We start from the raw sequence: 21,431 nt of genomic DNA, 5'->3' as shown, positions 1-21,431 counted from the left end.
ATTATCTCCCGATCGCATAGGCTTGCATCAGCCGCGGGGTGGCGGCGGCGCGCAGCAGGCCATCGGCATCGCGGCGTGCAGCGGTCAGGCGACCGACGGTCCAGGGATCGGCTTCGGTGATGTCGTGGCCCATGGCTCGGAGCGTCTTGAGCACGTCGGAGCCGATATTGCGCTCGATCATCACATTGCCCGGCTGGCTGGTGCGCGGATAGAAGGAGCCGGGGAAATGCGCGGTGTGGAACAGCGGCATGTCGATCGCCGCCTGCAGGTTCTGTTTGTGATGCACATAGCGCAGGAAGAAGGATAGCTGCCACTGGTCCTGCTGGTCGCCGCCGGGCGTGCCGAAGGCGAGCGTCGGGCGGCCTTCGTAAAAGGCGATCGACGGCGTCAGCGTGGTGCGCGGCCGCTTGCCCGGCGTCAGCGAGGTCGGCAGGCCCGGCTTCAGCCAGAACATCTGGGCGCGGGAATTGAGGCAGAAGCCGAGGCCCGGCACGATCGGCGAGGATTGCAGCCAGCCGCCGGACGGCGTGACGGAGACCATGTTGCCGTCGCGGTCGATGACGTCGATATGCACGGTGTCGCCGCGCTTTTCCGTCAGATGCGACATGGTCGGCTCGTAGACGGCGCCGGTGCCGGACATGCCGGCCAACATCCCCATAGTCAGGTCGTGCTGGGTTTCGAAACCCGGCAATCGGCCCGGACGCAGATCCAGCGATGCGGTCGTGCCGATCAGCTTGCGGCGTTCGTCGTTGTAGCCATCCGACAGCAATTGCTCCATCGGTATCGTGGCAAAGGCCGGGTCGCCGTAATAGACCTCGCGGTCGGCATAGGCGAGCTTCATCGTCTCCACGACGGTGTGCACGAAATCGGCACCGAGCGGGTCCATCGCCGCGACATCCACGCCCTTCAGCAGCGCCAGTGACTGCAGCAGCACCGGTCCCTGACCCCATGGTCCTGTCTTGTTAACCGTCCAGCCGTGATAGTCAAAGGTCTGCGGCGCTTCCACCGTAGCGCTCCAGCCGGCCATGTCCTGCGCGGTCAAGACACCCTTGTGGCGGCTGCCGCTGGCATCCATAACCTCGGCTGATTTCAGATAGTCCTCGATCGCCTCGGCGACGAAGCCGCGGTAGAAGGCATCGCGCGCGGCTTCGATTTGGTTTTCGCGACTGGTGGCGCTTTCGGCTTCCTTGACGATGCGGGTATAGGTGGCGGCGAGAACCGGATTGCGAAAAAGCGCATGCGGTTCGGGTGCGACGCCGCCCGGCAACCAGGTTTCATAGGACGTCGGCCATTCCTTCTCAAAAAAGCCGGCCAGACCCTTGATGGTGGCCGAAACGCGCGGCAGCATGGGGTGGCCGTGTTCGGCATAATGGATGGCCGGTTCCAGCACGTCGCGCACGGTCATCGTGCCGTAATCGCGCAGCATCAGCATCCAGCCGTCGAAGGCGCCGGGAATGACAGTGGCGAGCAGACCGTCTCCGGGGATGATCGACAGTCCCTCTTTTGTATAATGCTCGATCGTCGCGCTGGCCGGTGCGGTTCCTTGCGCACAAATCACCTCGACCTTGCCGGTTTTGGCCGAATAGATCAGCGCCGGCATGTCGCCGCCGGGGCCGACCAGATGTGGCTCGAGGATCTGCAGCACGAAACCGGCAGCGACCGCGGCGTCAAAGGCATTGCCGCCCTTTTCCAGGATGCTCATGCCGACGGCCGAGGCGATCCAGTGGGTGGAGGTCACGACGCCGAACGTGCCAAGGATTTCCGGGCGGGTGGTAAACTCAGTCATCGACTATTCCTTCACTCTCTTATTCTTTAGGATTCCCGGGGGTCAAGCGCATCGCGCAGACCATCTCCAAGCAGATTGAAACCGATCACGACCAGGAAGATCGCTGCCCCCGGCCACATGGCCATCCACGGTGCCTGATCGAGAAAGTTCTTCGCGACATTGAGCATTGAGCCCCAGCTGGGCGCCGGTGGCTGCTGGCCAAGCCCGAGAAAGGAGAGGCTGGCCTCGGCGATGATGGCAGTCGCCACCGTCAGGGTCGCCTGGACGATGATCGGCGCGGTGATGTTGGGCAGGATATAGCGCAGCATGATGTCGAGATGGCCAAGGCCGATCGAGCGGGCACCTTCGACATAATCCTCTGTCTTGACCGCCAGCACCTGGCCGCGTGTCAGCCGCACGAAAACCGGCATGGCCGACAGGCCGATGGCGATCATCGCATTGGTAAGGCTCGGTCCGAGAAAGGCGGCCAGCGCAATCGCCATGATCAGGAAGGGCAGGGCCAGAAACGCCTCGGTAATGCGCGAGATCACCTGGTCGACCCAGCCGCCGAAATAGCCGGCGATCAGGCCGAAGGGCACGCCGATGACGATGGAAATGGCGACCGAAAAGATGCCGGCCATCAGCGAGGCCTGGGCGCCCCAGATCATGCGCGACAGGATATCGCGGCCGATATCGTCGGTGCCCATCCAATGGGCGGCCGACGGCGCCTTGCGGATGGCGGTCCAGCTGGTGGCCAGCGGATCGGCGATCGGCAGCAGCGGCGCCGACAGGGCCAGAAGCGCGAAGAACAGGATGATGCAGAGGCCGACCAGGGCGCTGCGATTGGCTTTCAGCTTGCGCCAGGCGCGATTGCCGCTTTTCGGCGGCGTCGCCACGCCCGCTGTCTGTTGAAGCGCTGTCATAGGCTGGCCCTCATGCGCGGATTGAGGAGGACATAGAGCACGTCGGCAATGAGGTTCATCAGGATGAAGCCGATGGCGGTGCACAGAACCACGCCCTGCACGACGGCATAGTCGCGGTTGAATACGGCATCGACGATCAGTTTGCCGAAGCCCGGAATGGTGAAAATCTGCTCGGTCAGCACGGCGCCGGCCAGCAATTCGCCGAACAGCAGGGCGCTGAGCGTCACGATCGGCAGCAGCGCATTACGGAAGGTGTGGCTGAGGATGACGACCCGTTCCGACAGGCCCTTGGCACGCGCCGTGCGGATGTAATCGGCCTTCATGACGCTGAGCATGGCCGAGCGCGTGTGGCGCATCAAGGTGGCGGCAAGCGCCGTGCCGAGCACGAAGGCCGGCATGATCATGGTCTCGAGCGATCGCACAGGATCGACGAAGATCGATTCGTACCCGGAGGCGGGAAGCCAGCCCAATCGAACCGAGACCAGCAGGATCAGCATGATGCCGAGCCAGAAATTCGGGATGGAAAGGCCGGACAGCGCAACGATATTGGCGACGTAATCGATGACCGTGTTCTTCTTGACGGCGGCCAGGATGCCCATCGGCACGCCGATGACAAAGGCGAAGATCATCGACATGATCGCCAGCTGGATCGTAACCGGCAGTTTCTCACCGATCAGTTCCAGCACCGGCTGGTTGGTGCGCAGTGACATGCCGAAATCGCCCTGCAGCACATTGGCGATCCAGTAGCCGTATTGGTAGACGACGGGATCGTTCAGACGATATTTCTCCCGCAGGAATGCGATGACCTGCGGATCGCGCTCTTCGCCAGCCATGGCAAGGATCGGGTCGCCCGGCAGGAGTTTCTGCAGCGAGAACACGAAGATCGACACGATCAGCAGCGTCGGGATGGCGACCAGCAGCCGTTTTCCGATGTAGATATGCATGAGCATATGGTCCTGAATTGCGAGAATTCCTACGGAGCGCCTTTGCACTCCGTAGGACAGTAGGGCGTGATCAGCCCTTCTTGACGCCGAGCAGGCGGATCATGCCGTCCGGCGAGGGCACGAAGCCGGTGACTTCTTTCTTGGATGCCCAGATCCACGACTGGTGGCCGAGATAGATGACCGGCAGGTCTTCGTTGAGGATCTTGCCCGCAGCATCGTATTTCTGCTTGCGCACAGCCTGGTCTGTGGAGGCGCGCGCTTCGTTCAGCAGCGTATCGACTTCGGGATTGCAATATTTGCTGTCGTTGATGCCGCCCTTGCAGGTGACGAACTGGTGCAGGTTGCCATCCGGATCGACGCGGCCGGACCAATCGGAGCGGCTGAGCTGATAATTGCCGGCGGTCTGCTCGCTGAGCAGGGTCGCGAACTCGGTGGTCTTCAGGCTGACATCGAAGCCGGCCTCGGCCACCATCGCCTGGACGATCTGCATCATCTGGGCGGCAACCGGATTGTTGGGGATCTGCATCTCGATCGGCACGCGCTCGAAGCCGGCTTCCTTGATCAAGGCTTTCGCCTTTTCAAGGTCGCGGACAGGCACCGGCAGGTCCTTGTTGAACCACGGGCTGTTCGGCGGGAAGGGCTGGTTGCCGCCGACGGCCGTGCCTTCATAGACCACCTGGTTCAGCGCTTCGCGGTCGATGGCCAGCGAAAAGGCCTGGCGCAGGCGCTTGTCCTTGCCGAGCGGATTGTCGGCGCGCGGGCCGTTGGCGATATTCACGTAGAGCGCCATGTAGCCGATGTTGACGACGTCGGCATAGGTGAGGCTGTCATCGGCCTTGACCGATGCGGCATCGGTCGCGGCCAGGCGCTCGATCATGTCGAGTTCGCCGGAGCGCAGGTTGGCAAGACGCACTGTCGTGTCGGGGATCGGCAGGTAGGTGACCTTGTCGATAAACACCTTGTCCTTGTCCCAGTAGTCGGCAAATTTTTCCAGAACGATGCGGTCCTGCTGCACGCGTTCGACGAATTTGAACGGGCCGGCGCAGACCGGCTTGGAGCCGAAATTCGCGCCGAGCTCGGCGGCAGCCTTCGGCGAAACGATCATGCCGGCGCGGTCGGACAGCTGGGCGAGCAGCGTGACGTCGGGCGCCTTCAGGGTGAACTTCACTTCGTAATCGCTGGTGGCCTCGACCTTGGCAACCGAGCTCAACTCGCTCTTGCGGCGCGATTCCGGCAGCGTCATGTTGCGCTCGATAGTGGCGACGACGGCCGCAGCGTTGAGTGGCGTGTCGTCATGAAACTTGACGCCCTCGCGCAGTTTCATGGTCAGTTCCTTGCCGTCGGCCGACCAATTCCATTCGGTGGCCAACTGCGGCACGATCTTCAGGTCGGGCGATACATCGACCAGCTTGTCGCACATGGCGGTATAGACGATGCGGCCGACGAAGGTGCGGGACTGGGCCGGATCGAGCACGTCGGCATCATCCTGAAGGCCGATGCGAAGCTCGGTCGACAGGGCAGGCGTGGCCAGCAGGGCGCTTGCCAGCAGCAGGGTGGAAAGTCGGGGCAGTATTCTCATGGTGATCAAATCCTCTGGTCTGGTTCTCTGTTCTCATGGGGTCTCGCCGGTTGTTTCCCCGGCGTTGGTCATTGCCCGGCCGCAGCCGGAATTCAGGTCTCAGGACACATTGCCGAGCGGATCGCCCTCCAGATGGTCCATGGATGTCTGGCGGATCAGCCGCTCCTGCAGCATCAATAGATGCTGGCGCATGGCTTCGCCGGCTTTGGCCGGATCGCGTGCGGCAATGGCGTCGATGATGGCGGCATGCTGGGCATTGGAAATGCCCATGGTGTTGGCGCTGCTGCGGGCCCGCTCGCGGATCGCCTGCCAGGCATCGTCCTGGCGCACCCGGTTGATGACATCGAAGATCGACAGGAACAGCAGGTTGCCGGCGGCCTGAGCGATCTGCCGATGCAGCGCGCCGTCCCAGAGTTCCTTGGCATCGGCATCCTCGCTGCCGAGGATCTTCTGGGCGAGTTCGCGCATGCGGTCGATGTCGCTGCCCTTGGCGCGAAGGGCCGCCAGCTGCGCCAGCTGCGGCTCGATGCGCAGGCGCACCTCCATTATCTCCATGAAATTGGTTCCAGCCACAATGGTCTCGAGCTGGTCGCTCCACTCGTGAGGCTTCTGCCCGACATAGGTGCCGGATCCTTGCTTGCGCCAGATGGCGCCTTCGGCTTCGAGAACCTCCAGTGCCCGGCGGATCGCCCGGCGGCTCAGGCCAAGTTTCTCCGACAGCATGCGTTCGGTCGGCAGCTTGCCATCGTCGCCGATCTCGCCGTGGCGCAGCAGATCGCGCAGCCGCTCCAGCGCATAATTGGAATTTTCGGTGGGCAGGTTGTCGGGCATGGCGTTGAATGGTCCGAACCAATTTAAGATTGGTTCAATCAAGGGCAAATCCCGATTGGGGTCAAGATGGTTTTTTGTGCAGCTTCAAAAGAGCGCAATAAAAGGGCAAATGATGCGCGCGCCTGTGGATGCAGGGCGGGTGTCGTCCGACACATAAATTTCACAAATCTCGCCTTGCTATATCGGCCGGCGACGGCAATTTTCCGAACCAAATCCTATCCTTACAAATCCTGGACATTCGAAATGACCCCTGTTTCCGCCGCCGCCCGTCTTGGTCCTGAAGCCTCGCCGCGGCTGATCGTGCTGGCGCAGGCGGCCCTTCAAGCCGGCGAGCTCGCGCGCCGTTCGCTGGCCCGCCGCTATACCGGCGATATGCTCTCCAAGGCGCCGCGCGACTATCAGACGGAAATCGACGTGGCGGTGGAAAGGCTGATCGTCGACGATATGGTTGCGGCCTTCCCGGATTATGCCATTCAAGGCGAAGAAGCGGTCGGCAATCGCAAGGGCGATGCCGATGCGCCGGTCATCTACATCGACCCGATCGACGGCACGACCAATTTCGCCTGGGGCATCCCGCATTTCGGCATGACAATCGCCATTGCCGAACAGGGGCGGATCACCTGCGGCGTGGTCTATGACAGCATGCTGGACGAGCTGTTCAGCGCCGAGGAAGGCAAGGGTGCCTATCTCAACGGCGAGAAGATCATCTGTGCCGTCGTCGACGATGTCGAGAACGTGCTGGTCGGCGCCGGCCTGCCGGTGCCGGGACAGGTCAAGACGATCGGCGAGGAGGATTATTTCAAGGCCCTGCGCCGGCTGATGACCCATACGGCGGGTGTGCGGCGCCTGGGTTCTGCGGCCCTGTCGATCGCCTATGTCGCCTGCGGCCGGCTCGACGGCTTCTTCGAGGACGGGTTGTCGATGCACGACTATGGTGCGTCGGTGTTATTGCTGCGCGAGGCAGGCGGCGTGGCCACGGGGTTCCGCGGCGGCGACATCACCGGCAATGGCGACGTCCTGGCGGGCACCGCCGCGCTGCATCCCTGGCTGCTGGAAGGTTTTGCCGGCGCTTGAGCGAAGCGGTCAAGCCAGCAGGCGCTCCAGGCCGACCGGATCGTCGGTGGTGATCTGGTCGCATTTCAGGGCCAGCAGTCGTTCCACCATGGGAAGGCTGTCGGCATCCGCCCTTCGGATCGTGTAGGCGTCGATGGGTTTGCCGGCCTGGTGGAAGGCGTTGACCAGGTCATAACCGTGATCCTGCGCGAACAGCACCAGCCGGGCTTCCAGATAGATCATCCCGGCCTTGGGAACCGCAGCGAGCGCGCCGGCGACGAAGCCGGAGAAATCACGGCTTTCCATCAGCCGCTCGACCGCGCCGTCATGGCACGGGTCGTAGCCGACCTTGAGGTCGGGTACGACGGCCAGCAGTTGTTCGACCGCGACGGCATCGCCGCCCGATAGGATGACACGGTCGGTAACCGGCGCAACGGCCTCTGCAAAGGCTGCGATATCGGCCGCGCTCAAACTCGCCGCGGTTTCCTTGAGGTCGAGTTGCAGGATGGCGTCGTGGTTGCAGTGGACGTCTTGCAGCAAATGACAGAGATCATCCAGCAGCAGCACCGGATGGGGACTGGCGTTACCGTTGGCATCGCGCAGGCTGAGCGAGCGCAGATAATCGGCGCTGGCGTCGCGCACGGGGCCCGTTCCTGTCGTGTCGCGGTCCAGCGTCTCGTCATGCAGCACGGCGAAGCCGCCGCCGGCATGGCAGACGAGATCGATCTCGACGCTGGCGCCATCCTGCATGCCCTGCAGGATGCGGTTGCGGGTAAACGGGATATCGCCCTGCTGGCGCCGGCCGCGATGCCATTTCAGCCAGGTGCGGAAACCGGCACGCTCGATGAAGATCCCCTCAGGCATGGGCATGGTCCCGCGTCGGAACCGGATCTGCAGCCGTTGCGGCAGAGGCTTGAAGGACGCGGTTGTCGCGATAGACGGTATAGGCCTTGGCGCGGATCGCGGCGCGGCTCCCTTTTGTCCAGGCCGATCCCGGTTCGGTCATCGCCTTCAGCCGCGTGCCGTCGAACAGTTGCAGGTCGACCATCAGATGGGTGCCGAAATCGATGGCGCGCAAGACCGTCGCGGCGTCGCCGCGCTGCGAGGGCGAAAGGCTAAACGCTTCCGGGCGAATGGCAAGCGTCGCCGGGCCATCGGACGCTGTGACCGGCAAGGCGAAATCGCCGTGCTGGAACAGGCCGTTGCGGATTTCCGAGCGGATGAAGTTCATCGAGCCGATGAAGCCGGCGACGAATTCGGTCTGCGGTTCGCGGTAGACCAGATCCGGTGGCGCGGTCTGCTCGGCCCGGCCGTCCTTCATCACGACGATCCGGTCGGCAAGCGCCAGGGCCTCGTCCTGGCCGTGGGTGACGAACAGCGTGGTGATGCCGACCCGTTGCTGGATGTCGCGGACCTCCTCGCGCAGGCGTTCGCGCAGATGCTGGTCGAGGCTGGCAAAGGGTTCGTCCAAAAGCAGGATCTTCGGTTCCAGCACCAGCGAGCGGGCCAGCGCGACGCGCTGCTGCTGGCCACCCGACAGCTGATAGGTCTGCCGGCTGCCGTAATCGGCGAGGCCGACCAGTTCGAGGGATGCCTCGACCCGCTGCCTGATTTCGGCGCGGCCGAGCCGCCGCAGCTTCAGGCCGAAGGCGATGTTGTCGAAGACATTCATATGGGTCCAGAGCGCATGGCTCTGGAACACCATGCCGGTGGGGCGGCGCTCCGGTGGCAGGGTGGTGACGTCCTGTCCGTCGATGCGGATCGACCCGCCGGTCGGCTGTTCGAAGCCGCCGATCATGCGCAGCAGTGTCGATTTGCCGGAGCCGGAAGGGCCGAGCAGGCAGACCAGTTCGCCATCCTCGACGTCGAGCGAAAAATCGTCGACGGCGCGGGACGTGGCGAATGTCTTGCTGACATGTTCAATGGTCAGACGGGCCATGGCGTTTCACTCTTGTCTTCAGTTCGAAAGGTAAGGTTCCAGCTCACGCGCCGAAACCCCTGGCAAAGGCGCCGGTGCCGATCACCTTGCGGGCGAACATCAGCGCCACGAAGGACGGTACCCAGAGCATGACCGAGAGCACAGCGCCGTATTGCACCACCATCTGGTTGTTGATGAAGGTGATCATCAACACCGGCATGGTGCGGATCTCCGGCGCACCGATCAACCAGGCCCCTTCGGTTTCGTAGAAGGTGCTGACGAAGGTAAGCAGCACGGCAGCAAAGATCGTCGGTGCCGCCTGTGGCAGGGTGATCGACCAGAACACCCGGAGCGGCCCGGCGCCGGCATCGCGCGCCGCCTCTTCCATGCGCCGGTCGACATTCTGGAAGGCCGCGACCGGAATCCAGATCATCAGCATCAGGGTGCCGACCAGCTGGATCAGCGCCACGCCCCAGAAGGTGGCGATCAGGTTGAGCTTCAGGAAGATTGCGGCGATCGCCACCAGCAGGCCGAATTTCGGAAAGGCATGGGAGGCCAGAAACGACAGGAACAGCACGTCGCGGCCGGGAAACTTCATCCGTGCGAAGGCGTATGCCGCCGGCAGGCAGATGATCATTGAAGCGAGCGTCACGGTCGCCGTCAGCCTGAGGCTGATGAACAGCGCCTCCCAGACATCGGATCGCCCGAGCGTCAGCGACCAGAAACGCAGCCCGAACTTTTGCGGGATTACCGACGGATAGCGCCAGACCTCGGTAAAGGCCCAGGTGCCGACGACGATCAGCGGCAGGGCGATGAACAGCGTCAAAAGACCGGCAAAGGCGATCCCCGTCCAGTCGAGGCGCGGGCGATACGACAGGCGGGCGGCGCTCATTGCAGCCTCTCCTGGTTACGGGCGATCGAATAGACGTAGAAGGCACCGAAGAACAGGCAGAAGCCGAAGGTGATGACGGCCTGGGTGGTGGCGTTCAGCGGATCGTTCATGTCGGAGAAGGTGCGCTGCATGAAAGGACCCATCATCTCCGGCGAGGCGGGGCCGAGCAGATAGGGCAGGGTGAAGGCGGAAAAGATGCCGAGGATGGCAAAGGAGGTGGCCACCAGCAGCGAATTGCCCATGCGCGGCAGGATGATGTGCCAGAAGACCCGGAGCGGACCGGCGCCGACATCGCGGGCAGCCTCGACCGAGCTGTTCGAGATTGCTCCAAGTCCAGCCGTCAGCATCAGCACGGTGAGCGGCAGGTTGTCCCAGACCAGCCCGATCACCGGACCCCAAGGGGTGAGATAGGGTGTCGGCAGTTTCGGCAGGCCGATGGCGTTCAGCAGGATGTCGACGGTGCCGTTCGGACCGATGGTACGGATCAGTGCGTAAGACAGGATGATCGACGGCACGAACATCGGAAAGATCGCCAGCGCCTGCACATAGCCGGCAAGCCGACCGGCGGAAAAACGCAGGTAAAGGGCGATCGGCAGGCCGACGAGCAGCAGCAATACGCCGCAGACGACCGTGGTCCACAGCGTGATGCCCAGGTTGCGCAGGCTGTAGCCGTCGGAAAAGAAGAAGCGATAGGACGCCGTGGAGAACTGCACGCCTTGCCCCGGCACGGTGGTGAACAGGGTGCTGAAGACGGCGGAAAAGATCGGGTAGATGATCAGCCAGCCGAGCAGCAGAACGGGAACAGCGACAAGGAGGAGGCCGGAAAGCCCCCTCCTGCTTGCCCTGGATCTATCGCTGCGGGACGGCAGCGGCAGGATCGCGTCTGTCATCAGCCGCGCGCCAGGCCCGGCGCCACGTTGCGGTACCAGCCGTCGTTGATGTTGGTTTCCCAGTCGCCGGACGGAAAGGTCGGGATCGAAGCTGGAATGACGTCGGCATATTTCTGCCGCAGATCGTCGGAGATGTGATCCCATGATACGCCGGGAAAGCCGCCGAGCTCGGTGATGATCGCCGACTGGATCTCGCTCGACAGCATGAAGTCGGCAAGCTTGAGGGCCGCTTCCTTGTTGGCGCCGTTGGAAAACACCGTCATGCGCGAAAAGTTGCCGCACAGCGCCAGGTCGGTGAGTTGCACGAGCTTGGTGGTTTCCGGCAGAACGCCCTGGGCGATCGCCTGCAGTACCTGGTCGGACCAGACCGGCACCATGGTGACGACGCCCTGGGCGAGCAGTTGGATCGATTGGGAATTGCCCGAGGTATAGGCGCCCTTCTCATAGAGCGAGGGGGCCAGGTCGTTGAGGATCTTCCAAGCCGGCGTCAGGGCCTTTTCGCCGGCTTCGGCGGTATAGTTGCCGACAGTAAACTTCGACGGATCGCGGCCATTGGCCTCGTGGATGGCGCGGCGGACGAAATTTCCGCCGGAGCCGCCCTTGTCGGGACGGTTGTAGACGAACTGGCCGGGATTGGCCTTGATCCAGGCGGTCAGCGCGTCCCAGGTCTTCGGCGCGTCCTTCGGGTCGAGCTTGGTGCTGTCATAGGCGAGCAGCACCTGCGAGCCGCGATAGGGCAGCGACTGCGGCACGTCGATCGCCATCGGATTGACATGACCGTAGGTCGGGATGTTCTTGTCGGAGAACTCGACCCAGAGACCGGCCTCGATGCCGCCGGCCGGCAGGCGTGGATCGAAATGTTCAAACAGGTCTGCTTGCGGATCGGACTTCGCGGCAAGCGCTGCCAGCGCCCGGTCGCCGATGGCGCGCAGGCCGGCATTGTCGCCGGCATCGGTCAGCTTGACGGCCAGATCCGGGTGGACCTTGGCGAAGGCCGGCAGAACGGTATTGGTCCAGAAATCGATGATATTGGCGTCCGAACCGCTATACACATTGATTTCGGCAGCGGCGGCAAAGGCGAAACGGGGCAGGGCCGAAAGGCCGGCAATGGCCGAAGAGGCCACCAGGAAATCGCGTCTGTTCATCGGTACTCTCCGTGGATGGGTGGGCGCCCGTTAAAAGCTCGGGGCCATTCGCGGAGGCTTAACGCGGTTTGATGACAGTGGCATGATGGCCCGTGACGGTTTTGCAACCGCCGCGAGGCCAGGTTTCAGAGGTTGTTTCGGTCGGCCTTCAGCTCACCGGGATCTCGTCGGTCACCACTTCGAAATGGGCGAGCGTGGTCGGGCCGAAGGTGGTGGACAGCGCCACGTCGGTGGCATCGCGGCCGGTCGCCATCAGGATGCGGCCGATGCGCGGCCTGTTGTGCCTTGCATCGACCGTATGCCAGTTACCGCCGAGATAGACCTGGAACCAGGCGCTGAAATCCATGGGATTGACATCGACCGGAACGCCGATATCGCCGAGATAGCCGGTGCAGTAGCGGGCCGGGATGTTCATGCAGCGGCACAGCGTGATGGCGAGATGCGCAAAGTCGCGGCACACGCCGGTCCGGTCGGTAAAGCCACCGAATGCACTGCGGGTCGGATCGGCCTTCTGGTAGTCGAAGGTGATGTGATGATGCACGAAATTCAGGATGGCCTTGACGCGCGGCCAGCCGAGGGGCGTGTCAGAAAACTGCTTCCACGCAAAATCCGCCAGGCGGTCGGTGTCGCAGTAGCGGCTGCCGAGCAGAAACACCAGCACCTCGTCTGGCAGATCCTTGATGTCGTGCTGAACCGCATTCTCCGGCAGCACGTCCGGCTGGCCGCTGTCGTAGATCTCGAAATCGGTCTTGATCGTCGTCAGGCCGCGCGGCGCGACGATGCGCGAGCAGGCATTGCCGAAACCGTCGATATAGCCGACCGCCTCGATCGGCTGGTCGAAGGTCAGGACCTGATCGCTCAGGAGGTCGATGCGCCGAGAGGGGTGAATGTTCAGCACGAGCAGCATGGCGGTCGGCTGGGGGCATTCATATTGCAATGTGAACCCGGCACGTATCTTCATCGGATATCCTTTTATTGAGAGATGTGCCGGCCAAAAAGGCGTGGGCTGATCGAGAACGCTGCTGATGTGACGGCGGTTCCACCGCCGGCGCATCGTCTTGTCATAATTCTTCGACCGTACGCTCGGTGGTCACGTTGACCTGCACGGACATGTCGTCGAAATCTTCGGCTTCGCCATCGTAACTGCCGTAGAGCGGGATGGCCTGATGGGGCGTGCGGGCCACGGCCACCCGGATCAGGTCGCGATTGCCGACGATGCCGTTGGTCGGATCGAATTCCACCCAGCCGGCACCCGGCAGATAGACCTGGCACCAGGCATGAGTCGATCCGCCGCCCAGCGTCGTGGAGCCGTCGCGATCCGGGACATAGATATAACCGGTAACGAAGCGGGCAGCGAGGCCAAGGGCGCGGGCTGCTTCCATCATCAAAAGCGCGAAGTCGCGACACGTGCCGCGGCGCAGTTTCAACGTTTCCAGCGGCAGTTGTGTGCCGCGCTCGAGGCGCCTTGCATAAGCGAAGCTTTCATGGATGCCGTTGCACAGGGTCATCAGGAGATGGCCGGTTTCCGTCGGCTGACCGATCGCCACGAACTGGCGCACCCAGCGGCCGACGGCGTCGTCCGGGTCGGGGCAATGGCGCTTGATCGTCTGTTCGAGATCGGCGATTTCGTCCGGCTCATAGGCAAAGGGATAGGTCTTGGCGTCTTCGTCGATCTGCAGGTCGAGCGCCAGATGCGGGGTATGGTCGAGACGGATATGGGTCTCGAAGCGCAGCTCCTTGGCGGGCTTCGAAATCCCGACAAGCGCCACGCAATTGCCGAACACGTCATGGATCCAGCGAATATAACTCGGCTCCGGATCGACCTTGATGGAGACATCCAGCAGGCGTTGATCGAAGCTGTCGCGCGGGCGAAACATCAGCCGATGCTCGCCGAATTCCACCGGGCGCCGGTACTGGTAGGCAGTGACATGTCTGACCGAGAAGATCGTCATGAATACTATGGCTCCGCGTCGCATTAGGACTGCGCCGCGTCGATGGTCTGATCGGGCGTGTGTGGTGACGTGGTGGCTGCAATGCTGCAGATGCTAAAAGTCTAGCATGTTAAAAACGGGCTGCACACGCGCTGTCGTAAAATTGTTTTGAATGTCAGGGCGCTTCACCGCTGACGCGAAGGCCGAGCAGGGCTGCGCCGATCAGGCCGGGCTCGACCCGACAGGTGGCCGGCACGACCAGCGGCCGATCGAAGCGCCTCAGAATGCGCGCTTTCACCGCCGTGTCGATCGCCTCAAGCAATTCGGGGGAGTTGGACAGCCCGCCGCCGACCGGGACGATGGTGGCACCGGTGACGTTGATGACCAGCGCCAAGGGCGAGGCGATGATATCGACCAGGATTTCGATGGTGCGCGCCGCCATCGGATCGCCGTTCTGCCAGGCCGAAATGATCTCCTCGCTGGTGAAGGTCTCGCCGTGCAGGAAGCTGTGCAGTTTTTCCATGCCGCGTGCGCTGCAGGTGGCGTCGACACAGCCTTTCAGGCCGCAACCGCATGGGATGGGCGGGATCGAGACTGGCGGGTGGCCAGCCGTCGTTGCAGCCACTGGTCCATGACCCCATTCGCCGGCAAAGCCACCGTCGGAATTGATCAGCTTGCCGTCGATGACGAGGCCGCCACCAACGCCGGAACCCATGATGGCGCCGAAGACGACGCGATGGCCCTGGCCGGCACCGATGCTGGCCTCGGCAATGGCGAAACAATCGGCGTCGTTGGCGACGATCACCGGCAGGCCGAGTGCCTCTGTCAGGTCGGCGGCCAGCGTCCGGCCGTGGATGCAGGGAATATTGGCGACGATCGCCCGGTGCGTGTCGGGATCGATGACGCCGGCAATCGAAATCGACACGCAGGCCGGCGTGCCGCCGCTTTCGGCAATCACCGCCCGCAGCGTCTCGACGAAGGCAGCGAAATCATCGCCGGGCGTCGGCCGGCGCGGAAAGGCGCGGATATCGTCGGGAGCGTAGGCCACCGCACCCTTGATGGCAGTGCCGCCGATATCGAAACAAACGATCATTGTGTCCGGCTCCGGCTGTAAACTAGGCTTGATGGACGGATACACCGCCGATCCAGGTCGAGTGAAGGGCAAGATCCGGCGACAGCAACACGAAATCGGCGTCGTAGCCCGCTCTCAAGTGCCCCTTGGTCGTCGCGCTGATCGCGTCGGCCGGATAGGCCGAGGCCATGCGCAGCGCTTCTTCCAGCGGCAGGCCCAGTTTTTCATGCACATAGCGAACGCAAGACAGCATATCGATATCGGCGCCGGCCAGCGTTCCGTCGGCCAGCGTCAGGCGCCCGCCCTTACGGTAGATCTGCCGGCCGTTCAGTTCCAGTCCGGTGTCGTCGGTGCCGATCGTCGACATTGCGTCGGTGACGAGGAAGATATGGGCAGGACCCGTCTTGGCGCGCAGTGCGATGCCCATGGCGACCGGATCGACATGGAAACCGTCGGCGATCAGGCCGCAATGCAGCCTTCCGCTCGAAAGGCCGGCGCCGACCATGCCGGGCTCGCGATGGGTGAGCGGGCTCATGGCGTTGAACAGATGGGTGAGCATCGAAGCGCCGGCTTGCGCATAGGACAGAGCGGTTTCGCATGTGACGTCGCTGTGGCCGAGGCTGACGCAATAACCTGTTGTGGCAAGCGCCGTCACCTGGGCCGGCGTTACGCTTTCGGGCGCAACAGTGATCAGGGCCTTGCCGAAGCGGCCGAAACTGCCGATCAGCCGCTCGAGATCGGCTTGCTCCATCGGACGGATGAGGTCCGGGTCATGGGTGCCCTTGCGGGCCTTGGACAGATGCGGGCCTTCCAGATGCAGGCCGAGATAGCCCGGCACGCGATGGGCAAAAGCCGCTGTGCCGGCCTCGATGGCCTGCGTCTTGATGTCGGGCCCGTCGGTAATCAGGGTCGGCAGCAGGGCTGTCGTGCCGAAACGGGCATGGGCCGAGCAGATGCGGCGGATGCCCCCTTCGCTCGGGTCGTTGTTGAGCAGCACGCCGCCGCCGCCATTGACCTGCAGGTCGATGAAGCCCGGCACGATGATCTGGCCGTCGACCGGCAGGCGCGGTACATCAGGCGCAAGGTCACTGAGCGGCTGCAGCGCCAGGATGCGGCCGTCCTCGATCACGAGGGCGTGGCCCTCCAGAAAGGTCTCGCCGGTGAAGATGCGGGCGCCGGTCAGGGCAAACGGGGCAGTCATTTGGTCTCTGTTACCTTCTTCAAAGCCACTGGCGCATCCGGATTGAACCCGCGAGCGCGCGACAGCTGTTCGACCATGCCGTAATAGGGCACGATCAGCGCCAGCGCATCGGTAAAGGCATGGCCCGTGGCGATATGCGGCAGGTGGGTGACGCCGGCGCCTTTTGCCGAAGTAATGTAGATATCGGCATTCTTGGCGGCCAGGCTGGAGGCGATTTCGGCGACCGAGGCTTCCGCTTTGTCGCGGGCGGCGAAGGCCAGAACCGGGAAGGCCGGCGCCACCAGCGAGACCGGGCCGTGCAGCACCTCGGCCGAGGAATAGGCCTCGGCATGCAGCTCGCAGGTTTCCTTGCATTTCAGCGCCGCTTCGGCGGCAATCGCCAGCGCCGGACCTCGGCCCAGCATGTAGAGGGATTGTGCCGAGGTCAGGGGGGCGACCAGGGCGCTCCAGTCCAGCGCAAGCGCTGCCGACAGATGATCGGGCAAAGCGGCGACGGCAGAAAGCAAGGCCTGATCCTGGCTCCATTCGGCGAGGATCGCAAGGCCGGCGGCGGCGGAGTTGACGAAGCTCTTGGTGGCGGCGACAGCGATTTCCGGTCCGGCCTTGATGTCGATCGCAAGCGTAGCGGCATTGCCGAGCGGCGAGGGCAGGGTGTTGACCAGCGCCAGCGTCAGCGCGCCACCTTCGCGGGCTGCATGGGTCATCGCGACGATATCCGGGCTGGCGCCGGACTGCGAGACGGCGATGGCGGCGGCCCGTTCGAGCCGCAGAGGCGTCTCGTAGATCGAGGCAAGCGACGGCCCGAGCGAGGCGACGGGAATGCCGAACTGCAGCTCGATCGCGTATTTGAGAAAGTGCGCGGCATGATCGGAGGAGCCGCGGGCGACCGTGACGACGACATTCGGATCGCGCGCTCGCAGCGCGGCACCTGCCTGGCGGATCGCGGCGGCCGATTGGTCGAGCAGACGGGCGGCGGCCTGCGGGATCTCGTCGATTTCCTGTCGCATGGTTGTGGGCATTGAAAAGGCTTTCTGGAAGGAAGGAGAGAATTACGGAGATCCGATGGTCAGTTCTGCGACGAGGTCATAGGCATCGCTGCGATAAAGCGCCCGCGACACCTCCATCACCCGGCCGGTGTCGAGATAGGCGATGCGCTGCACCGACAGGGCGGCCGAGCCCGGCGGAACGCCGAGCAGCACGGTTTCCTCTTCCGTCAGAAGGCAGGCGGAAATGCGCTGGTTGGCGCGGACCGGCCGGATGTCTTGAGCGGCCAGTGCCTGATAGAGCGAATCCTCGATGATCTGCGGATCGCTCAGGATATCGTCCGGCAGGCTGGTGCGCTCCAGTGCGATCGGCAGGTCGTTGGCGAGCCGGACGCGCAGGATGCGCGCCACCTGCGCCGTGCCGCCAAGCCCGAGCATCATGGTTTCTTCCGGCGTCGGATAGAACAGGCCGCGCTCCAGCCAGCGCGAACTGGCCACCATGCCGCGACGGCGCATGTCCTCGGTAAACGAGGTCAATTGCGTCAGCGGCTGCTGCATGCGGGGTACGGGCTTGACGACGAATGTGCCCGAGCCGCGACGGCGCACAAGCAAGCCGTCCTGCACCAAGTCGTCGATCGCCTTGCGCACGGTGACCCGGCTGATGGCTGCGTCGTCCGCAATGTCCCGCTCGGCCGGCAGGGCGTCGCCATGCTTCAGCCGGCCGCTGCGCACCGCATCCTCGATGGCGTGTTTCAGTTTGACGTAAAGCGGCCCGCCGCCTGCGGTCTGAAGACGGGACAGAAGCAGCGCATCGCTCACCGGCATCTCCGGCTGGCCGTGCAGTGGAGGGCATCATCGACCGTGCTGGCTATCGGCCCGGAATCGTTAACGAATGGTCGGTTCTGCCTGCCTTCCATATCCGGATCCTCCGCGGTTGATTTTTTTGGACGATACCAACACGATACCAAAAAGGCAAATATTTTTCAGGAAGGTGATCTAATTTAACCGTAAGTGACCGTCGACCGGCCATTTTTAGCGTTGCCTGAAAAATTTTTAGAGTGTTAACGAATCTTTCTGGACGATTGGCATTTTTTTGGTATTGTTTCTGTAATGCGTGGCTGAAGGCGTGGGGCCGTATGGCAGTCCTTCGGTCTTGGCGCTCGGTAGGGTTCGGGTCTCGCCTTGTCGACCGGGGCGCCGGGAAGCGCCTGGCGATCGAGGGCCGCGCTGCGGGGCGAGTTGCGTTAAGTTATGAAAATGGTTTTCATGCGCGCGGCTGAATTTGGATTTTCAGTTGACGAAGTTTGAAAATTCCAACAGTCTGCGAAAATAAATTACGAAAAAACAGGGAACTGGCAGTATGAAAGTCGGCATTATTGGGCTCGGATTCCGTCTCGGCTATCTTGGTCGCGTGCTGAAGGACATCGATCCTGATTTCGAGATCGTCGGCTATGTTGATCCGGCGCCGGCCGGTCTGCCAGGCCTGACCGAACTCGGTATCTCTGCTGGCAAGGTCTATGCCACTCCGCAAGAGCTGATTGCCGGCGAGACCTTCGATCTTCTGATGATCGGCTCTCCCAATCACCTGCATCTCGAGCATATCCGCATCGGCCTGGAGGCCGGGCTGACGGTGTTTACCGAGAAGCCGATCGTCGTGTCGATCGAGGAAAGTTTCGCCCTCGCCGCATTGCTGCATCAGCATGGCCACGATCGCCTGCTGGTGGGCCTGGTCCTGCGCTATTCGCCGCTCTATCGCGACCTCAAAAAGGCGCAGGCCGAGGGCCAGCTCGGCGAGATCGTCTCGATCGAGGCGTCCGAGCATATCGAGCCCTATCACGGCGCCTTCTTCATGCGCGACTGGCGGCGCTATGAGCATTATTCCGGCAGCTTCATGCTGGAAAAATGCTGCCACGATCTCGACCTCTACAATGGCGTCGTGGGCACACGGCCGCGCTATGTCGCAAGCTTCGGCGGCCGCAAGAGCTTTGTTCCGTCGAACGCGCCGGTCAACGACGGCATCAACGACATGGAAGTCTACCATCGTAAGCCGAGCGGCTGGATGGGCTCCGACAAGGTCTTCGACAGCGACGGCGATATCATCGACTACCAGACCGCGATCGTCGAATACGATAACGGCGTGTCGATGACCTTCCACACCAATCTGAATGTACCCGACCAGTTCCGCCGCTTCTGCGTCGTCGGCTCCAAGGGCATGGCGGAAGGCGATTTCGTGCGCGGTTTCATGGATGTGCACAATGCCCGCACCAATGAGAAGGTGATCTCCAATACCTATTCCGCCCCGTCGGCGCTGTCCCACCATTACGGAGCGGACGAGCAGATGGCGGAAGACGTTCTGGCCCATGTGATGCAAGGCGCGCCGCTGCCGGTCTCGGCACTCGATGCGCTGGAGGCAGGCATTCTGGCGCTGGCCATGGACCAGGCCCGCCACGGCCGCAAGGTCGTCGACCTGAAGCCGGTCTGGGAACAGTATGATGCCGCTCTGCATGGGACGGCCGCCGCCCCGCAGGCGAAATCCGCGTAAGGGAGGCGGGCAATGCGAGGCAGCAGAAGCGCCATCATCTTTGCCTGGATCCTGCTGGCGCCGGCGCTCCTCTATGTGGTGGCGATCGTTGCCTATCCGCTGGTCGATACCTTCATTCTGTCCTTTACCGATGCGTCGCTGAAGAAGACCACGAACTGGGTCGGCTGGAACAATTATTCGAAGATCTTCAACGCCACCTTCGCCGAAGTCATCATCCGCACCTTCGTCTGGACCTTCTTCTCTGTCTCCATCAAGATGCTGATCGGCACATTTGGGGCGACGATGCTCAATGCCGCCGTCCCGGGCCGGGCGCTGTTTCGCGTGCTGACCATGCCGCCCTGGATCGTGCCCATGGCGATCGGCATCTTCATGTGGGGCTGGATGTACAACGGCCAGTTCGGCATGATTTCCGGCATGATGCAGCGCCTCGGCATGGTCGATAGTCCGATCGCCTTCCTGGCGCAGGGGTCGACGGCCTTCTGGGCCACCGTCATCACCGACGTGTGGATCGGCGTGCCGATGGTCACGCTTTATCTTCTGGCCGCCATGCAGGCGATCCCGCAGGATCTCTATGAGGCCGCCTGGACGGACGGCGCCGGCCGTTTCTATCGCTTCCGCCGCATCACGCTTCCGCTTCTTCTGCCGTCGATGATCACTATGTCGATGCTGTCGCTGATCTCGACCTTCAATTCCTTCGACATCATCTGGATCCTCACCCGCGGCGGTCCGACCGGCGAGACGACGACGATGATCATCGACACCTACCGGACGGCGATCGGCTCCAACAAATATGGCGAAGGAGCCGCCCGCGCCGTGCTGATCTGCATCTTCCTGTCGATCTTCTGCGTCTGCTACTTCCGCGTGACCAGCCGCCTTTCCGCCGGAGACAAGTGATGAGAGAACCCGCCATTCTGATCAACCGTTACACCTGGTACGAGCTGATCGGCATCTATGCCGGCATCCTGGTTTTCCTGACATTCGTGCTGGCGCCCTTCGTCGAAGGCTTCCTGGTGTCGTTGAAGCCGCTCGCCCAACTGTTTTCCTCGCCCTATCGGTTCATTCCGGAAAACGGTTCCTTCGAGGCCTATCGCACCATGTGGGTGAGCGTGCCGGGTTTTGCGCGCTATATCTTCAACTCGTTCTTCATCTCGTCCATCGTGACGATCATCGTGCTGGTGCTCGTCGTTCCGGCGGCCTATGCCTTCGCCCGCTTCGAGTTTCGCGGCGCGGGCCTGCTGCTGGGCGCCTTTCTCGCGGTCAAGATGTTTTCCGGTGCCGTGCTGCTGATCCCGCTCTTCCGGCTGATGCGCTCGATGGGCGTGCTCAACACCTATCTGGCGATGATCGTGCCGGGCGTCGCCTTTATCATTCCGACCGGGATCTGGCTGCTGCTCGCCTATATGAAGCGCATCCCGCGCGAACTGGACGAGGCGGCCCATGTCGACGGCGCCAGCTATTTCTATACGCTGCGCCGCGTCATCATTCCGATTGCCATGCCCGGCATCGTGGTGGTCGCCATCTCGTCCTTCATCGAGTCCTATGCCCAGCAATTCATCTATGCGCTGACCTTCAATTCCAAAACCGAATATGCGCCGCTGCCGGTCGGGCTGTTTGCGTATTTCGGCCGCCAGGAAGTGATCTGGAACGAACTCATGGCCGCCAGCTTCGTCGGCATTGCGCCGGCCGTGATCGCGATCTTCTTCCTGCAACGCTATCTCGTCAGCGGGCTGACCGCCGGCGCGGTGAAACAATAAACGTCAAC

General features: G+C 62.7%; 20 protein-coding genes. 4 read left to right on the top strand and 16 right to left on the bottom strand.

Going from position 1 to position 21,431, the window contains the following annotated elements; translation table 11 throughout:
• Position 1 precedes the first annotated feature (1 nt).
• The 5 genes from HFC70_RS20635 to HFC70_RS20615 form a co-directional block, all read right to left on the bottom strand.
• A complete protein-coding gene (locus tag HFC70_RS20635; RefSeq protein WP_168475177.1) occupies positions 2-1,786 on the bottom strand; it encodes a gamma-glutamyltransferase family protein in 1,785 nt (594 codons plus the stop codon).
• 26 nt (positions 1,787-1,812) lie between these two features.
• The gene (locus tag HFC70_RS20630) at positions 1,813-2,688 is read right to left on the bottom strand and encodes an ABC transporter permease (protein WP_168475176.1); all 876 of its coding nucleotides are present in this window, start codon (positions 2,686-2,688) and stop codon (positions 1,813-1,815) included.
• A complete protein-coding gene (locus HFC70_RS20625; protein ID WP_168475175.1) occupies positions 2,685-3,632 on the bottom strand; it encodes an ABC transporter permease in 948 nt (315 codons plus the stop codon). The genes HFC70_RS20630 and HFC70_RS20625 overlap by 4 nt, the downstream gene beginning before the upstream one ends.
• Before the next feature lie 70 nt (positions 3,633-3,702).
• The gene (locus HFC70_RS20620; protein ID WP_168475174.1) at positions 3,703-5,211 is read right to left on the bottom strand and encodes an ABC transporter substrate-binding protein; all 1,509 of its coding nucleotides are present in this window, start codon (positions 5,209-5,211) and stop codon (positions 3,703-3,705) included.
• Between the two features lie 99 nt (positions 5,212-5,310).
• On the bottom strand, positions 5,311-6,042 hold the full coding sequence (locus HFC70_RS20615; protein ID WP_168475173.1) for a FadR/GntR family transcriptional regulator: 732 nt from the start codon (positions 6,040-6,042) through the stop codon (positions 5,311-5,313).
• 243 nt (positions 6,043-6,285) lie between these two features.
• Between HFC70_RS20615 and HFC70_RS20610 the strand changes: the two genes are divergently transcribed.
• Entirely contained in the window at positions 6,286-7,116 is an 831-nt protein-coding gene (locus HFC70_RS20610; protein WP_168475172.1) for an inositol monophosphatase family protein, read from the top strand.
• A 9-nt stretch (positions 7,117-7,125) separates the two neighbouring features.
• On the opposite strand, the gene HFC70_RS20605 is transcribed toward HFC70_RS20610, so the two are convergent.
• The 11 genes from HFC70_RS20605 to HFC70_RS20555 all read right to left on the bottom strand — a co-directional run bounded on the left by HFC70_RS20605 (position 7,126) and on the right by HFC70_RS20555 (position 17,946).
• Positions 7,126-7,959, bottom strand: a complete 834-nt coding sequence (locus HFC70_RS20605) for a glycerophosphodiester phosphodiesterase family protein (RefSeq protein ID WP_210259361.1) — start codon at positions 7,957-7,959, stop codon at positions 7,126-7,128.
• Entirely contained in the window at positions 7,952-9,034 is a 1,083-nt protein-coding gene (locus tag HFC70_RS20600) for an ABC transporter ATP-binding protein (protein WP_168475170.1), read from the bottom strand. Before HFC70_RS20600 ends, HFC70_RS20605 begins: the two co-directional genes overlap by 8 nt.
• A gap of 43 nt (positions 9,035-9,077) precedes the next feature.
• Complete coding sequence (locus tag HFC70_RS20595; protein ID WP_168475169.1) at positions 9,078-9,905, bottom strand: ABC transporter permease; 828 nt, start codon at positions 9,903-9,905, stop codon at positions 9,078-9,080.
• The gene (locus tag HFC70_RS20590; RefSeq protein ID WP_168475168.1) at positions 9,902-10,795 is read right to left on the bottom strand and encodes an ABC transporter permease; all 894 of its coding nucleotides are present in this window, start codon (positions 10,793-10,795) and stop codon (positions 9,902-9,904) included. Before HFC70_RS20590 ends, HFC70_RS20595 begins: the two co-directional genes overlap by 4 nt.
• Positions 10,795-11,940 (bottom strand): extracellular solute-binding protein, encoded by a 1,146-nt coding sequence (locus HFC70_RS20585; RefSeq protein ID WP_168475167.1) that lies wholly within the window; start codon positions 11,938-11,940, stop codon positions 10,795-10,797. The genes HFC70_RS20590 and HFC70_RS20585 overlap by 1 nt, the downstream gene beginning before the upstream one ends.
• Before the next feature lie 148 nt (positions 11,941-12,088).
• Entirely contained in the window at positions 12,089-12,901 is an 813-nt protein-coding gene (locus HFC70_RS20580) for a transglutaminase family protein (protein ID WP_168475166.1), read from the bottom strand.
• A gap of 100 nt (positions 12,902-13,001) precedes the next feature.
• Positions 13,002-13,892: a transglutaminase family protein gene (locus tag HFC70_RS20575; protein WP_168475165.1), complete on the bottom strand. Its 891-nt coding sequence runs from the start codon at positions 13,890-13,892 to the stop codon at positions 13,002-13,004.
• Between the two features lie 154 nt (positions 13,893-14,046).
• A complete protein-coding gene (locus tag HFC70_RS20570) occupies positions 14,047-14,964 on the bottom strand; it encodes an ROK family protein (RefSeq protein WP_168475164.1) in 918 nt (305 codons plus the stop codon).
• Positions 14,965-14,986: 22 nt separating this feature from the next.
• A complete protein-coding gene (gene nagA / locus HFC70_RS20565) occupies positions 14,987-16,144 on the bottom strand; it encodes an N-acetylglucosamine-6-phosphate deacetylase (protein WP_168475163.1) in 1,158 nt (385 codons plus the stop codon).
• Positions 16,141-17,163 carry an SIS domain-containing protein gene (locus tag HFC70_RS20560; RefSeq protein WP_168475162.1) on the bottom strand — a complete coding sequence of 341 codons (1,023 nt, stop codon included), beginning with the start codon at positions 17,161-17,163 and terminating at the stop codon, positions 16,141-16,143. The genes nagA and HFC70_RS20560 overlap by 4 nt, the downstream gene beginning before the upstream one ends.
• 30 nt (positions 17,164-17,193) lie before the next feature.
• Entirely contained in the window at positions 17,194-17,946 is a 753-nt protein-coding gene (locus HFC70_RS20555) for a GntR family transcriptional regulator (RefSeq protein ID WP_368669764.1), read from the bottom strand.
• 541 nt (positions 17,947-18,487) lie between these two features.
• Between HFC70_RS20555 and HFC70_RS20550 the strand changes: the two genes are divergently transcribed.
• From HFC70_RS20550 to HFC70_RS20540, 3 genes are read left to right on the top strand one after another with little or no spacing between them, the layout of a single operon-like run.
• On the top strand, positions 18,488-19,669 hold the full coding sequence (locus tag HFC70_RS20550) for a Gfo/Idh/MocA family protein (RefSeq protein ID WP_168475160.1): 1,182 nt from the start codon (positions 18,488-18,490) through the stop codon (positions 19,667-19,669).
• A gap of 12 nt (positions 19,670-19,681) precedes the next feature.
• Positions 19,682-20,563: a carbohydrate ABC transporter permease gene (locus tag HFC70_RS20545; RefSeq protein WP_168475159.1), complete on the top strand. Its 882-nt coding sequence runs from the start codon at positions 19,682-19,684 to the stop codon at positions 20,561-20,563.
• Positions 20,563-21,423 carry a carbohydrate ABC transporter permease gene (locus tag HFC70_RS20540; RefSeq protein ID WP_168475158.1) on the top strand — a complete coding sequence of 287 codons (861 nt, stop codon included), beginning with the start codon at positions 20,563-20,565 and terminating at the stop codon, positions 21,421-21,423. Before HFC70_RS20545 ends, HFC70_RS20540 begins: the two co-directional genes overlap by 1 nt.
• Positions 21,424-21,431 lie beyond the last annotated feature (8 nt).

It is taken from the genome of Agrobacterium sp. a22-2 (assembly GCF_012276985.1).
Classification (GTDB): Bacteria; Pseudomonadota; Alphaproteobacteria; order Rhizobiales; family Rhizobiaceae; genus Allorhizobium.
This window is presented reverse-complemented; position numbering and strand designations above follow the sequence as displayed.

Excerpts from the sequence above, each read along its gene's own strand:
- HFC70_RS20600 (WP_168475170.1), bottom strand. The coding sequence starts at position 9,034 with ATGGCCCGTCTGACCATTGAACATGTCAGCAAGACATTCGCCACGTCC.
- HFC70_RS20580 (WP_168475166.1), bottom strand. The coding sequence starts at position 12,901 with ATGAAGATACGTGCCGGGTTCACATTGCAATATGAATGCCCCCAGCCG.
- HFC70_RS20625 (WP_168475175.1), bottom strand. The coding sequence starts at position 3,632 with ATGCATATCTACATCGGAAAACGGCTGCTGGTCGCCATCCCGACGCTG.
- HFC70_RS20605 (WP_210259361.1), bottom strand. The coding sequence starts at position 7,959 with ATGCCTGAGGGGATCTTCATCGAGCGTGCCGGTTTCCGCACCTGGCTG.
- HFC70_RS20575 (WP_168475165.1), bottom strand. The coding sequence starts at position 13,892 with ATGACGATCTTCTCGGTCAGACATGTCACTGCCTACCAGTACCGGCGC.
- HFC70_RS20595 (WP_168475169.1), bottom strand. The coding sequence starts at position 9,905 with ATGAGCGCCGCCCGCCTGTCGTATCGCCCGCGCCTCGACTGGACGGGG.
- HFC70_RS20550 (WP_168475160.1), top strand. The coding sequence starts at position 18,488 with ATGAAAGTCGGCATTATTGGGCTCGGATTCCGTCTCGGCTATCTTGGT.
- HFC70_RS20590 (WP_168475168.1), bottom strand. The coding sequence starts at position 10,795 with ATGACAGACGCGATCCTGCCGCTGCCGTCCCGCAGCGATAGATCCAGG.
- HFC70_RS20610 (WP_168475172.1), top strand. The coding sequence starts at position 6,286 with ATGACCCCTGTTTCCGCCGCCGCCCGTCTTGGTCCTGAAGCCTCGCCG.
- HFC70_RS20635 (WP_168475177.1), bottom strand. The coding sequence starts at position 1,786 with ATGACTGAGTTTACCACCCGCCCGGAAATCCTTGGCACGTTCGGCGTC.
- HFC70_RS20585 (WP_168475167.1), bottom strand. The coding sequence starts at position 11,940 with ATGAACAGACGCGATTTCCTGGTGGCCTCTTCGGCCATTGCCGGCCTT.
- HFC70_RS20630 (WP_168475176.1), bottom strand. The coding sequence starts at position 2,688 with ATGACAGCGCTTCAACAGACAGCGGGCGTGGCGACGCCGCCGAAAAGC.
- HFC70_RS20620 (WP_168475174.1), bottom strand. The coding sequence starts at position 5,211 with ATGAGAATACTGCCCCGACTTTCCACCCTGCTGCTGGCAAGCGCCCTG.
- HFC70_RS20545 (WP_168475159.1), top strand. The coding sequence starts at position 19,682 with ATGCGAGGCAGCAGAAGCGCCATCATCTTTGCCTGGATCCTGCTGGCG.
- nagA (WP_168475163.1), bottom strand. The coding sequence starts at position 16,144 with ATGACTGCCCCGTTTGCCCTGACCGGCGCCCGCATCTTCACCGGCGAG.
- HFC70_RS20540 (WP_168475158.1), top strand. The coding sequence starts at position 20,563 with ATGAGAGAACCCGCCATTCTGATCAACCGTTACACCTGGTACGAGCTG.
- HFC70_RS20560 (WP_168475162.1), bottom strand. The coding sequence starts at position 17,163 with ATGCCCACAACCATGCGACAGGAAATCGACGAGATCCCGCAGGCCGCC.
- HFC70_RS20615 (WP_168475173.1), bottom strand. The coding sequence starts at position 6,042 with ATGCCCGACAACCTGCCCACCGAAAATTCCAATTATGCGCTGGAGCGG.
- HFC70_RS20570 (WP_168475164.1), bottom strand. The coding sequence starts at position 14,964 with ATGATCGTTTGTTTCGATATCGGCGGCACTGCCATCAAGGGTGCGGTG.